This window comes from Bacillus paralicheniformis, from assembly GCF_001042485.2.
GTDB classification, from domain to species: Bacteria; Bacillota; Bacilli; order Bacillales; family Bacillaceae; genus Bacillus; species Bacillus paralicheniformis.
Map to the genome: position 1 here is coordinate 93,010 of NZ_LBMN02000035.1, position 13,349 is coordinate 106,358.

The following is a 13,349-nucleotide window of genomic DNA, read 5'->3' on the forward strand; positions in this document are numbered from 1 at the left end:
GAGAATTAGTGTAACTACCGGGGGAGTAAGATGAATCGTACTTTATTGCAAATCAAAACGAAAATAACAGATTTTTGGAAAAACAGATCAAAGCTGCAGAAGTTTTTGATGATCGGCATCGTCGCTCTGGCAGTGATCCTGTCAATCATCATTGGAATTGTTGCTTCGTCGAATAAAATGGTGCCGCTCTATAAAGACTTGTCAGCTGAAGAAACCGGCCAAATCAAAAAAGTGCTCGATGAAAAAGGTGTTCCATCTGAGGTTGCAGCTGACGGTTCAGTCATTAAAGTTCCGGAAGAAAAAGTCGACGGGCTGAAAGTCGATCTTGCGGCAGAGGGTCTTCCGAAAAGCGGAAGCATCGATTATTCGTTCTTTGGTCAAAATGCCGGTTTCGGTATGACGGACAACGAATTTGACGTATTGAAAGTGAAAGCAACGCAAACCGAGCTTTCCAACCTCATCAAAGGAATAGACGGGATTAAAGATTCAAAGATCATGATTAACCTGCCGAAGGAATCCGTCTTTGTCGGAGAGGAAAAGCCGGAAGCATCCGCTTCGATTGTTCTTCAGGTGAAGCCCGGCCACACGCTTGATCAAAATGAAATCAACGGCCTTTATCATCTCGTATCGAAAAGCGTGCCGAACCTTGATCCGGAAAACATCGTGATCATGGATCAAAACTCCACGTATTACGATCAAACCGGCAAAGATTCAGGTTCATACGCTGACAGCTACTCTTCACAAAGGCAAGTCAAAGCTCAGATCGAAAAGGACCTGCAGAGACAAATTCAAACCATGCTCGGCACGATGATGGGACAGGATAAAGTAGTTGTATCCGTCACATCCGACATCGACTTCACAAAAGAAAACAGGACGGAAGATCTGGTTGAACCTGTCGACAAAGAAAATATGGAAGGGATCACGGTCAGCGCAGAGCGCGTCAGTGAAACGTATTCCGGACAGGGAGCGCAAGCTGGAGGCGTCAACGGAACAGGTGAAAACGATGTAACAAACTATGCGGAGACAGAAGGCGGAACAGGCAACGGAGACTACGAAAAAAGCGAAGAACGAATCAACAATGAAGTCAACAAAATCCATAAAGAAATCGCCGAAAGTCCGTACAAAATCAGAGATCTGGGCGTCCAGGTCATGGTTGAACCGCCTGATGCGAAGAACCCACAGTCACTGCCTGCTGAAAGAGAAGATGATATTAAAAAAATCCTCTCAACCATTGTGAAAACATCGATCGACAAGAAGTATGAAGAAGAGCCGCTGACAGATGAGGATATTGAAAATAAAATCGTTGTTTCTGTCCAATCGTTCGACGGCAAGCAGACAATCGATGAAGGAACGGAAACAGGCGGTATACCGATGTGGATTTACATCGCAGGCGGAGCAGCGCTTGTTGCTGTAATCGGCCTCATCATCTGGCTTGTCAGAAGACGTAAAAATAGAGATGACGAATACGAGGAAGAATGGTATGAAACGCCTCAGGAACCGATTCGTGTTGCTGATGTGAACAATGAAAAAGAGACGGAAGAAACTGTCAGACGAAAACAGCTTGAAAAAATGGCGAAAGATAAGCCTGAAGAATTCGCCAAATTGTTGCGCAGCTGGCTGACCGAGGATTAGGAGGAGTATTGAAATGGCAAAAATGAAACAAGACAGGCTTACAGGCAAACAAAAAGCGGCCATTCTCATGATATCCTTAGGGCTTGATGTGTCAGCTTCCGTTTACAAGCATTTAACAGATGAAGAAATCGAAAGGCTGACGCTTGAAATATCAAATGTCAGAGCTGTATCACCAGAGAAAAAAGATGAAATTATTCAGGAATTTCATGAAACGGCTATTGCTCAAGAATATATATCACAAGGCGGCATTCACTACGCCAAGCAGGTGCTTGACAAAGCGCTCGGCGAAGACAAAGCCGCCAGCATTATCAACAGGTTGACATCGTCTCTTCAAGTCAGACCGTTCGATTTTGCCAGAAAAGCGGATCCCGAGCAGATTCTGAACTTTATCCAGCATGAACATCCGCAGACGATCGCATTGATTCTGTCTTATCTCGATCCCGTGCAATCCGGTCAGATATTATCAGAACTAAATCAGGATGTGCAGGCAGAGGTTGCAAGACGGATCGCTGTCATGGACAGGACGTCGCCGGAAATCATCAATGAAGTCGAACAGATTCTGGAGCAAAAGCTATCCTCCACATTCACTCAGGACTACACGCAGACCGGCGGCATTGAAGCCGTTGTCGAAGTGTTGAACGGAGTTGACAGAGGTACCGAGAAAACGATCCTTGACTCCCTTGAAATCCAGGATCCTGAGCTTGCCGACGAGATTAAAAAGCGGATGTTCGTCTTTGAAGATATCGTTACGCTTGATAACCGCGCCATTCAAAGGGTTATCCGCGATGTGGAAAACGACGATCTGCTTCTCTCCCTCAAAGTGGCCAGCGAAGAGGTCAAAGACATCGTCTTCAGCAATATGTCGCAGCGTATGGCTGAAACATTTAAAGAAGAAATGGAATTCATGGGCCCTGTGCGTCTGCGTGACGTAGAAGAAGCTCAATCCAGAATCGTAAGCGTCATCCGAAGACTTGAAGAAGCAGGTGAGATCGTAATCGCCAGAGGCGGAGGAGATGATATCATTGTCTAACATTATTAAACAGCGATTATCATCAATACCGCCAAAAGAAAGGCGGACGATTTCATTAAAGGAAGTCAAACTTCCTGAAACAGAAACTGAACTTGATACCGGACAGGATCCGGAATTCCTCCTCGATCATGCCAGACAGGAAGCAGGGAAAATATACGAAAAAGCGAACGCTGAACTCGAACAGGTCAGACGGCAAATCGAAGAGGAAAGGATAAGCTGGGAAACAGAACGCGAAGCGCTGATAGACCAGGCGAAACAAGAAGGCTTTCAAGCGGGGTTTGAACAGGGAAAGGCCGAGGCCCAAAGCACTTATCAATCCTATTTGGATGAAGCCAACGCCATCGTCGGAGCGGCGAGGCGTGACTATGAAGAAAAAATCGAACAATCTTCCGAAGAAATTGTCGAACTTGCCGTGTCGCTGGCTAAAAAAGTTTGGAATCAAAAGGCTGACGACAAAGAAGCTTTTTCAGCCCTCGTCAAACAGGTGCTGTCCGAAATGAAGGAGTTCGATGACATTGCCGTCTATGTGGATCCGGAGTATTACACAGAGGTTCAAAGCCACAAAAACGAACTTGAGCAGCTCCTCCAATATGGCGCCCATCTCGCGATATACGCCGATGAAAAAGCGCCAAAGGGAACGTGCTATGTTGAAACGGCTTTCGGAAGAATTGATGCAGGAATCGACACTCAATTACAGCAGCTGAAACAAAAACTGCTCAGCCTGCTTGAAACGGCAGGTGTTGTCCAGTGATGCTTGAGCAGCTGCTTGAATGTATAGAAACCGCAGACTCCTACAAACGTTACGGAAAAGTCAAACAAGCGGTCGGCCTGATGATTGAATCCAAAGGACCTGAATGCTCAATCGGCGATGTCTGCAAAATCTATACAAAAGGTGACGGGCCAAAGGCCATCAAAGCAGAGGTCGTCGGCTTCAAAGACCAAAATATTCTTCTCATGCCATATTTGGAAGCGGCCAATATTGCACCCGGCAGCATTGTCGAAGCGACGGGAGAATCGCTCAGAGTCAAAGTCGGCTCCGGCTTGATCGGGCAAGTTGTCGATGCATTCGGCAATCCGCTCGACGGCAGCGCGCTTCCGAAAGGTTTGGCTCAAGTTTCGACAGAACAGGCGCCGCCTAATCCGATGAAAAGGCCGCCAATCAGAGAAAAAATGGCGGTCGGCGTCAGATCAATCGACAGTCTGCTGACCGTCGGAAAAGGACAACGTGTCGGGATATTCGCCGGAAGCGGCGTCGGAAAAAGCACGCTCATGGGCATGATTGCAAGAGAGACGGCCGCAGACTTGAATGTCATCGCTCTTGTCGGAGAGCGGGGCCGCGAAGTCAGGGAGTTCATTGAGAAAGATCTTGGCGAAGAAGGGCTGAAGCGCACGATCGTTGTAGTGGCTACTTCTGACCAGCCGGCATTGATGCGGCTGAAAGCGGCATATACAGCAACAGCGATTGCCGAGTACTTCCGCGACAAAGGACAAAACGTGATGTTCATGATGGACTCGGTGACAAGGGTTGCCATGGCTCAGAGGGAAATCGGCCTGGCGACGGGCGAACCGCCGACGACGAAAGGTTATACACCCTCAGTGTTCGCTATTTTACCTAAGCTCTTAGAACGAACAGGAACGACGGAAAACGGGTCAATAACTGCTTTCTATACGGTTCTTGTCGACGGTGATGATATGAATGAACCGATCGCCGATACTGTCAGGGGAATCTTGGACGGTCATATCGTTCTTGACCGGAGCCTTGCGAATAAAGGCCAGTTTCCGGCAGTCAACATTTTAAAAAGCATCAGCAGGGTGATGTCAAACATCGCCGGGAAAGATCATATAAGAGCAGCGAACCGGTTCAGGGAAATGCTGTCAACCTATCAAAACTCAGAGGACCTGATCAACATAGGAGCCTATAAAAAAGGGTCTTCCAGAGAAATTGATGAGGCCATACAATTCCACCCTAAGCTGATCAGCTTCCTCAAGCAGGAAGTGGATGAAGCGGCGTCGCTGGAAGAGAGCATTTCTTTATTAAAGAGTCTTACAGGAAGAGAGGATTAAGAATGGCTTATTCATTTAAATTTCAAAAGCTCCTCGAGCTTAAAGAAAATGAAAAAGACCAATCATTCGCTGAATATCAGCACTCAGTTTCCGAATTCGAAAAGGTCGCGGAAAAGCTGTATGAAAGCATGAACCAAAAAGAAACGCTAGAAAAAAACAAGGAAATCAAGATGCAGACAGGAATGAGCGTTCAGGAAATGCGGCATTATCAGCAATTTGTCACAAATCTTGAAACGACTATCTACCATTATCAAAAGCTCGTCATGATGAAGAGAAATGAAATGAATGAAAAACAGCACGATCTGACGGAAAAAAATATCGAGCTGAAAAAATTTGAAAAAATGAAAGAAAAGCAGTTTGAAATGTATTCGCTGCAAAACAAAGCAAATGAGTTAAAGGAAATGGACGATATCTCCATTGCCCAGTACATAACTCAAGGAAGCTAGGGGTAGAAAAACGATGACCGAAGAAAAAAAAGCCGGTAAATTTCAGACATTTTTGTTTGTCATCGTCATTCCGCTGATCTTTTTAATCGTTGTAGCGTTTGTCGGCATGTGGCTTTTGGGCGTCAATTTCCAGGATGCAGCCTCCAAAATCCCCGTTGTTAAAGAGCTTGTGAAAAACGGCGAGGATCAGGACAAAGATCACGCAGCAAAGCAGCAGGAGAACAAAGCAGAAAAGCTCCAAAAGACGATCGATGAACAAAAAAGCGAAATCGAAACGCTGACGAGTGACTTGAAAACGAGTGATCAAGAGATTAAAAGGCTGAAACAAAAAATCAGCTCGTTCGAAAAAACGGAAAAAGATGAAAAAGAGCAGAAAGAAAAGAACGCCGAAGGTCAAGGAGACGGAAAAAAAGTCGTCAAAATTTATGAAAGCATGCAAAGCAATAAAGCTGCAAAAATTTTAAGCGAATTAAAAGAAGAAGAGGCAATCAACATTTTAGATTCTTTAAGCAAAAAGAAAGTGACTGAGATCCTCTCCAAAATGTCTCCTGATAAAGCGGCTGTATTCACAGAAAAGCTTGTGAAAAACGAAGCGAAAAATGAAAAGAAAAAAGAAGGGGGGGAATAGCTTGAGGCTTTTTGACGCAATCTCTTTTGATGCCAAGCCTGCGGCGGATACCGCAACTGCAAAAACGAGCAGGACGCCTCTGGGCGGACTCTTTCAAAATGTGCTCCAAAAGGAAAACAGCTCACTTTCCCCTTTTCAAAAGGGAGAAGAACCTTCTCAGGACACGTCATTGGAAGGGCTTTTGCATGAACTGAAGCAATGGCTTTTAAATAATGAAGGCGGCTCCTTCAATGAAGACTGGTTGAATTCCCTCCAGCATGTTGAAGAGCTGAATCCATCTCCGGATGAACTCGCATTGGCAGAACAGCTGTTACAGCAAATAAAAGAGCTGCTTGAAAATGCTGCTCTGCCTGGACAATCAGGCAAAACAGCTGATGCTATTGAAGCTTTGCCTGCTGACGAAAGCGGGACAGAAGAGCCGAAACTGCCTGACCTGCAAATTCTTGGTCAGATTCAGCAGCTGCTCGCTGTGATCGTAAATGAAAATCAACCGGCACTCAAAACTTCACAAATCGCAGAAATATTGAAACAAGCGCCGGAATTTCTCGCCGCTCTTCAGACAAAGGCGGGAACAGAAGGGCTGATTGATGAACTTAAACGCCAATTTTTCACAAAAGATCCGGGTGAGTCGCAGCTTTTGTCCATGTCAAACGCCGAGCTGAAAAGCTTGAAAAGTGTAATGGAGCAGATGATGAACGCAAACGCTGAACCGGATCAAAAAGAGTGGAAAATGGCGGAAAGCGAACTAAAGGCAATGCTCATGAGCAAAAAAACCGATGTCTCTCTTTCTGAGAAGCCGTTGTCCTTTGTTTTGAACGGAAGGGAAATTCAAACTGAAGGAAAGCAAGGCCAAAAGGAACAGCCGATTCAATCCTCTGTACTGGCCAATCATCGGACAGGCGCAGTGCTGATCCAGGGTCTCCAAACTTCGGCGGCAGAGGAATCTTCCGCTCAGCCGAAAAGCTTTTCAGAACAAATTCTCAGCTCATGGAAACAGATGAAGTATACACCGTTCGGCAGATCGACAGGCAGTTTCACGATCCGCCTGAATCCTGAAAATCTTGGCTTTATCACGATCAAGCTCGTCAAACAGCACGGGATGTTTTCGAGCAAAATCATCGCATCGACCCAGTCGGCTAAAGAGCTGCTCGAACACAATCTCGCGCATCTTAAACAGGCGCTGCCCAACATGTCTGTACAAATTGACCGCTTCGGTGTACCGCTTCAAAACGGCGATCAGACCTTCGGACAGCTGGCGGACGAACAGAAAAACCAGCAGCAGCCGAAGCAAGATCAGCAAAAAGAGCAGGAAAATGAGGGTTTTCAGGAGTTTTTGGATGATCTTATCGAGACTCGATCACAGGACAGCGAGGAGGAGATCTAATGTCTGACACTTCAATTGATACAAGAACTGTTTTAGGAACAACAAACACGAAATCGACGACACCCGATTTTTTATCCGAGGCAAAAAAAGCCGAGAAAGCAGGGAGCGGCTCCAACCTTGGCAAGGATGAATTTTTGAAACTGCTCATGAAACAACTGCAGTACCAAGACCCCTTAAACCCGATGGAAGACCGTGAATTCATTGCGCAAATGGCGACCTTTTCAAGCCTTGAGCAACTAACGAATCTAAACTCAACGATGTCGACGTTCGTTGGACTTCAGGACCCGATGACGATGTATGTCAGCTGGATCGGAAAAGAAGTCACCTATGAAGGTGAAGACAGCGAAGAAAAAACAGCGCTCGTCAAATCAGTTAAAAGCTCAGACGGACAGTATCTGCTTGTCCTTGACGATGGAACCGAAGTCAATCCGTGGAATGTGACGGCGGTCAGTCATTCTGACAAATAAAAACAGATAATTCAGGGAGGAATAATTATGTTACGTTCACTATACTCAGGAATCAGCGGCATGAAAAACTTTCAGACAAAGCTTGATGTCGTGGCAAACAACATTTCGAATGTCAATACGGCAGGCTATAAGAAAAGCCGGATTACGTTTAAAGATATTGTCAGCCAGCAGCTTTCCGGTGCGACGTCGTCTACTGCAAACCGCGGCTCTGTCAACGGCCAGCAGGTCGGGCTCGGTGCGACGACCGGATCGATCGATATCATTCACACAAACGCAGCGCCTTCAACAACAGGCCGCCAGCTAGACATGACTATTACAGGAGACGGCTATTTCCGTGTCGGATTGGGAGACGGAGATTATGAAGTGTACTTTACAAGATCCGGGAACTTCTACCGCTCTGATGAAGGTGATCTCGTCACTGCTGACGGGCTGTTCGTCTTAACGCCTGATAACGGGAGAATCAATATTCCGCAAGACGCGCAAAGCTTCAGCATCGGACCTGACGGAACGGTGACTTATGTCGACAAAAACAACGAGAGCCAGCCCGCCGGCCAAATCTCGCTTGCGACATTCAACAATACATCCGGTTTAACAAAAACGGGGGACAACCTTTACCGCGAAACATTGAGTTCTGGAGCTCCGCAAGTCGTTGTGCCTGGAGAAGGCGGCTCAGGAAAGATTCAAACGAGTGCGCTTGAAATGTCGAACGTCGACCTTTCAGAAGAGTTTTCCGAAATGATTATCGCGCAGCGCGGTTTCCAGTCCAATGCGAAAATCATTACAACCTCTGATGAAATTCTTCAGGAACTCGTCAATCTGAAGCGATAGGAGGGAAGGAGGCGCCCTCGTAAAGGCGCCTCTTGATAACACATGATCAAAGTTACGCGATTAAACGGACAGCCTTTTATTCTGAACGCGCTATTCATTGAGCAAATTGAATGTTTTCCGGATACGACAATTACGCTGTCAAACGGAAAAAAGTTTGTTGTCAAAGAAGATGAAGATACAGTTGTGGATACAATCGTGTCATTCTATCAAAAAATCCAAATACTTTCTTGTGACCAAAGAATTGAGGAATCTGAATGAATAAAAAACTTCTAGGAATTATGCTGACGATTATTCTGGCAATTGCTGTGTTAGGAACCGCTGCGTTCTTTGTCATTAAGGGAAGCGCAAGTGAAAAAGATCAAACGAAAGAACCTTCGATCGATGAAGTGGTCGAATCATCAGTTGAAGTCGCCGAAATCACGACAAACTTGAAATCGGACAATGTGGTCCGTTTGTCAATCAAGCTTGAAACCGATTCGAAAGAAGCGAAAGAAGAGCTTGAAAAGCGGGATTTCCAAATTAAAGATTCAGTCATCTCCCTTTTGGCAAACACGAACGCAGATGATCTTGAAGGACAAAAAGGAAAAGAAAAATTTAAAGAGCAGCTGAAAGAAAAGCTGAACACGAACTACATGAAAGAGGGAAAAGTGAAAACTGTATACATTACCTCCTTTAATCTGCAGTAGGAACATAGATGACAGAACCATGGAGGTGAAAACAGATGGCAGGAGAAGTACTCTCCCAAAATGAAATCGATGCACTGCTTTCAGCGATATCGACCGGTGAAATGGACGCCGACGAGCTGAAAAAAGAAGAGTCCGTTAAAAAAGTAAAAGTCTATGATTTTAAACGGGCGCTCCGCTTTTCAAAGGATCAGATCCGCAGCTTGACAAGGATTCATGATAACTTTGCAAGGCTGCTAACGACTTATTTCTCGGCTCAGCTGAGAACCTATATCCAGATCTCGGTCAGCTCGGTTGATCAGGTTCCTTATGAGGAATTCATCAGATCCATTCCGAATATGACGATCCTCAATCTGTTTGAGGTTCGCCCTCTTGAAGGAAGAATCATGATGGAGATCAACCCGACCATCGCCTATACGATGATGGACCGGGTGATGGGCGGGATCGGTTCGAGCCACAACAAAATTGACAGCATGACGGAAATTGAGACGAAAATCATGTCCAATTTATTTGAAAGCTGCCTCTCGAATTATAAAGATGCGTGGGAATCCATCACGGAAATCGAGCCGGAAATGTCCGATTTTGAAGTGAATCCGCAGTTTGTGCAAATGGTATCGCCGAATGAGACGGTCGTTGTCATTTCGCTGAACACGCAAATAGGAGACATCAGCGGGGTTATCAACCTGTGCATCCCGCACGTCGTCCTGGAACCGATCATTCCTAAGCTTTCCGTTCACTACTGGATGCAATCAGACAGAATTGAACCAAAACCGGAGGAAACAAAGTCGATAGAAAAGCGGATTATGACGGCGCGAATTCCAATTGTCGCAGAACTCGGATCATCGGAATTAACCATTGAAGAGTTTTTAAATTTAGAAATTGGAGATTGTATCACTTTGGACAAATCAGTAGCAGAACCTCTTACTGTTTTGGTCGGAGATAAACCGAAATTTCTAGCACAAGCCGGCCGAATGAATCGAAAGACTGCGATTCAAATTCTAGATCACGACATAAGAGGTGAAGAATATGGAGAATAACAATAGGTTATCACAGGATGAAATTGATGCGCTGCTTAAAGGCGGCGATGATACGGCTCAAGAGCAGCCGGAATCAGGGTTGTCCCTGATGGAACAGGATACGATCGGGGAAATCGGAAACATTTCCTTTGGGAGCTCTGCAACAGCTTTGTCCACTTTATTGAATCAAAAAGTCGAAATTACAACACCGACTGTTTCGGTGATTGAAAAAAGCCATTTAAATGATGAGTTCCCGCACCCGTATGTTTCAATCGGTGTGAGCTATACGGAAGGTTTTTCAGGAAACAATCTTCTCGTCATCAAGCAGGAAGATGCCGCGATCATCGCTGATTTGATGATGGGTGGAGACGGGACGAACGCAGATCCGTCGCTTGGCGAAATTCATCTAAGCGCCGTTCAGGAAGCGATGAACCAAATGATGGGTTCCGCAGCGACGTCGATGTCCACCGTCTTCAGCAAGAAGATTGATATTTCTCCGCCGGAAGTTGACCTCCTTGATGTGAATGAAGGGGAAGGAACAGAGCAAATTCCGAAAGAGGACCCGCTCGTCAAAGTATCTTTCAGACTGAAAGTCGGAGAACTGATCGATTCGCATATTATGCAGCTTTATCCGCTGACCTTTGCAAAAGACCTGATCGATGAATTAACGAATCAGGACGGCGGAGAAGAGCCTGTGCAGACTGAAGAGGTAAAGCAGCCGCCCGTACAGGAAAACCCGGCGCCTAGTCCGAGTCCGGCACCTGCTCAGACACAAAGACAGGAGCCTGCGCCTAAACGGCAAGGGACGGCAAAAGTTTCAGAGCCTGTGCAGGTGGCACCGGCAGAGTTTCAATCCTTTGCCCCTCAGACTGACGCGCAGCCGCACCTTCAAAACCTTGACATGCTCATGGATATTCCTTTGTCCGTCACAGTCGAGCTGGGGAGGACAAACCGCAGCGTCAAAGAGGTGCTTGAACTGTCAACCGGCAGTATCATTGAGCTTGACAAACTCGCAGGCGAGCCTGTCGACATCCTGGTCAACCAGCGCGTCGTTGCCAAAGGCGAAGTCGTCGTCATCGATGAAAACTTTGGCGTCAGGGTGACAGACATTTTAAGTCAGGCGGAACGAATCAGCAAATTACGATAATAACAGATTGATTGGAGAGATTAATAATGGCTTACAAGATTTTAGTAGTTGATGATGCAGCATTTATGAGAATGATGATTAAAGACATTTTAGTGAAAAACGGCTTTGAAGTCGTCGCAGAAGCGCAAGACGGAGCGCAGGCTGTTGAAAAATATAAAGAGCATTCACCTGATCTTGTCACAATGGATATCACGATGCCGGAAAAAGACGGAATCACGGCTCTTAAAGAAATCAAGGAAATCGATCCGCAGGCAAAAATCATCATGTGTTCGGCAATGGGCCAGCAATCGATGGTTATCGACGCTATTCAGGCGGGAGCGAAAGACTTTATCGTCAAACCGTTCCAGGCTGACCGCGTCATGGAAGCGATCAATAAAACGCTAAGCTAAAGGGTGTACAACTTGTTTAAGAAACCTCTTATTTTCATAGCCGGCCTTTGTCTATTTGCCTTTCTCGTGCTGCCGTACGCTCCGGCTCTCGCAGAGGAATCGGGGGATCAGACCGTTGACCATCTGTTTGAGCAAAAAGGTGCGGGCAAAGAGAAAGAAAAAGCAAAAGACAAAGACAAAACCGAGGAAAAAAGTTCTCTTAAGGAAGAGGCGGAGGCCGAACCCCCGTCTCCTTCCGTTTCCATATTTGATTTTGTGAAAATGATCGGCGCGTTACTGTTCGTCATTTTTCTGATCTACGCTTTGGTCAAATTCATGAATAAACGCAACCGCCTGTTAAAACCCTTCCAGTATGTCGAAAACATCGGCGGAACTTCGCTCGGGCAAAACAAGTCCGTACAGCTGATTAAAGTAGGGAACAGGGTGCTGGTCGTCGGTGTCGGCGATAATATCCAGCTGCTGAAAGAGATCGATGATGAAAGGGAATATAAAGAAATTCTCACGCAGCATGAAGCTGCGATGAACAGCAAGATTGAATGGCAGAAATGGATGGATCAAGTCAAAGTTCCAGGCGTGCAAAAGCAAAGCGGCACGGCATCTTTTTCCGAGTCGTTAAAAGCACAGCTCGCGGAACTGAAACAAAATCGCGCAGAAGGCAGAAAGAAAGGCCAAAATCAACATGAATGAGTTTATGGATTTATTTAATTCAAGCGATGCGGCAAACGTCAGCGCCAGCGTCCGGCTCTTGCTGCTTTTGACAGTATTTTCGATCGCTCCGGGGATCTTGATCCTGATGACGTGTTTCACAAGGGTTGTCATCGTATTGTCCTTTGTCCGGACATCGCTGGCAACACAGTCAATGCCCCCAAACCAGGTGCTGATCGGACTTGCACTGTTTCTGACATTTTTCATTATGGGGCCGACTTTTTCCGAGATTAATAAAGAAGCGCTGACGCCATTAATGAACAATAAAATCACCTTGGATGAAGCTTACACAAAAGCGGAAACCCCGATCAAAACCTTTATGAGCAAGCATACAAGACAGAAGGATCTGGCTTTATTTATGAATTACGCAAAGATGGAGACGCCTGAATCCATTAAAGATATTCCGCTTTCAACGATGGTTCCCGCGTTTGTCATCTCGGAATTGAAAACCGCGTTTCAAATGGGATTTATGATATTTATACCGTTTCTGATTATCGATATGGTTGTGGCAAGTGTTTTGATGTCGATGGGGATGATGATGCTTCCGCCGGTCATGATTTCACTGCCGTTTAAGATTTTGCTGTTTGTGCTTGTAGATGGCTGGTATTTAATCGTTAAATCTTTGCTGCAAAGCTTTTAGAGTAGGTGCTAATACATGAATTCAGAATTTGTTATATCGATGGCTGAAAGGGCTGTATACGTTACATTGCTTATCAGCGGGCCGCTTTTGGCGCTCGCTCTTCTCGTCGGGCTGATCGTCAGCGTTTTTCAGGCAACCACCCAAATACAGGAACAGACTCTTGCATTCATTCCGAAAATCGTCGCCGTTTTGGTCGGGCTCGTCATTTTCGGCCCGTGGATGCTGTCGACGATTTTATCATTCGCGACTGAGCTGTTCTCTAATTTAAACCGTTTTGCAGGGTAGTTTTA

Annotated in this window: 17 protein-coding genes; all 17 read left to right on the forward strand. The window is 45.9% G+C overall.

The annotated features are described in order from the left end of the window. Window positions 1-30 precede the first annotated feature (30 nt). Genes fliF through fliQ form a run of 17 tightly spaced genes read left to right on the forward strand, consistent with a single transcriptional unit; the run spans window position 31 to window position 13,344 of the window. The gene (fliF, locus tag ACH97_RS17300; protein ID WP_057957853.1) at window positions 31-1,632 is read left to right on the forward strand and encodes a flagellar basal-body MS-ring/collar protein FliF; all 1,602 of its coding nucleotides are present in this window, start codon (window positions 31-33) and stop codon (window positions 1,630-1,632) included. A 13-nt stretch (window positions 1,633-1,645) separates the two neighbouring features. Further along, the gene (gene fliG, locus ACH97_RS17305) at window positions 1,646-2,662 is read left to right on the forward strand and encodes a flagellar motor switch protein FliG (protein ID WP_020451391.1); all 1,017 of its coding nucleotides are present in this window, start codon (window positions 1,646-1,648) and stop codon (window positions 2,660-2,662) included. Continuing rightward, window positions 2,646-3,413 carry a flagellar assembly protein FliH gene (gene fliH, locus ACH97_RS17310; protein WP_020451392.1) on the forward strand — a complete coding sequence of 256 codons (768 nt, stop codon included), beginning with the start codon at window positions 2,646-2,648 and terminating at the stop codon, window positions 3,411-3,413. The genes fliG and fliH overlap by 17 nt, the downstream gene beginning before the upstream one ends. Beyond that, a complete protein-coding gene (gene fliI, locus ACH97_RS17315; protein WP_020451393.1) occupies window positions 3,413-4,726 on the forward strand; it encodes a flagellar protein export ATPase FliI in 1,314 nt (437 codons plus the stop codon). Before fliH ends, fliI begins: the two co-directional genes overlap by 1 nt. A gap of 2 nt (window positions 4,727-4,728) precedes the next feature. Continuing rightward, window positions 4,729-5,172, forward strand: coding sequence for a flagellar export protein FliJ (fliJ, locus tag ACH97_RS17320; RefSeq protein WP_020451394.1), 444 nt, complete (start codon window positions 4,729-4,731; stop codon window positions 5,170-5,172). 13 nt (window positions 5,173-5,185) lie between these two features. Then, a complete protein-coding gene (locus ACH97_RS17325) occupies window positions 5,186-5,800 on the forward strand; it encodes a MotE family protein (RefSeq protein ID WP_020451395.1) in 615 nt (204 codons plus the stop codon). 1 nt (window position 5,801) lies between these two features. Beyond that, a complete protein-coding gene (locus tag ACH97_RS17330; protein WP_020451396.1) occupies window positions 5,802-7,184 on the forward strand; it encodes a flagellar hook-length control protein FliK in 1,383 nt (460 codons plus the stop codon). Beyond that, window positions 7,184-7,651 carry a flagellar hook assembly protein FlgD gene (flgD, locus tag ACH97_RS17335; protein ID WP_020451397.1) on the forward strand — a complete coding sequence of 156 codons (468 nt, stop codon included), beginning with the start codon at window positions 7,184-7,186 and terminating at the stop codon, window positions 7,649-7,651. The genes ACH97_RS17330 and flgD overlap by 1 nt, the downstream gene beginning before the upstream one ends. 27 nt (window positions 7,652-7,678) lie before the next feature. Next, entirely contained in the window at window positions 7,679-8,479 is an 801-nt protein-coding gene (flgG, locus tag ACH97_RS17340) for a flagellar basal body rod protein FlgG (protein ID WP_020451398.1), read from the forward strand. 42 nt (window positions 8,480-8,521) lie between these two features. After that, window positions 8,522-8,737, forward strand: coding sequence for a swarming motility protein SwrD (gene swrD, locus ACH97_RS17345; RefSeq protein ID WP_003181786.1), 216 nt, complete (start codon window positions 8,522-8,524; stop codon window positions 8,735-8,737). After that, window positions 8,734-9,165 (forward strand): flagellar basal body-associated protein FliL, encoded by a 432-nt coding sequence (fliL, locus tag ACH97_RS17350; protein ID WP_020451399.1) that lies wholly within the window; start codon window positions 8,734-8,736, stop codon window positions 9,163-9,165. The genes swrD and fliL overlap by 4 nt, the downstream gene beginning before the upstream one ends. Before the next feature lie 35 nt (window positions 9,166-9,200). After that, complete coding sequence (gene fliM / locus ACH97_RS17355) at window positions 9,201-10,199, forward strand: flagellar motor switch protein FliM (RefSeq protein ID WP_020451400.1); 999 nt, start codon at window positions 9,201-9,203, stop codon at window positions 10,197-10,199. Continuing rightward, window positions 10,189-11,325, forward strand: coding sequence for a flagellar motor switch phosphatase FliY (fliY, locus tag ACH97_RS17360; protein WP_020451401.1), 1,137 nt, complete (start codon window positions 10,189-10,191; stop codon window positions 11,323-11,325). Before fliM ends, fliY begins: the two co-directional genes overlap by 11 nt. 26 nt (window positions 11,326-11,351) lie before the next feature. Next, window positions 11,352-11,714, forward strand: a complete 363-nt coding sequence (locus tag ACH97_RS17365; RefSeq protein ID WP_003181796.1) for a response regulator — start codon at window positions 11,352-11,354, stop codon at window positions 11,712-11,714. A gap of 12 nt (window positions 11,715-11,726) precedes the next feature. Continuing rightward, a complete protein-coding gene (gene fliZ, locus ACH97_RS17370) occupies window positions 11,727-12,401 on the forward strand; it encodes a flagella biosynthesis regulatory protein FliZ (RefSeq protein WP_020451402.1) in 675 nt (224 codons plus the stop codon). After that, window positions 12,394-13,059 (forward strand): flagellar type III secretion system pore protein FliP, encoded by a 666-nt coding sequence (gene fliP / locus ACH97_RS17375; protein ID WP_020451403.1) that lies wholly within the window; start codon window positions 12,394-12,396, stop codon window positions 13,057-13,059. Before fliZ ends, fliP begins: the two co-directional genes overlap by 8 nt. Before the next feature lie 15 nt (window positions 13,060-13,074). After that, the gene (gene fliQ, locus ACH97_RS17380) at window positions 13,075-13,344 is read left to right on the forward strand and encodes a flagellar biosynthesis protein FliQ (RefSeq protein WP_020451404.1); all 270 of its coding nucleotides are present in this window, start codon (window positions 13,075-13,077) and stop codon (window positions 13,342-13,344) included. Window positions 13,345-13,349: the final 5 nt, after the last annotated feature.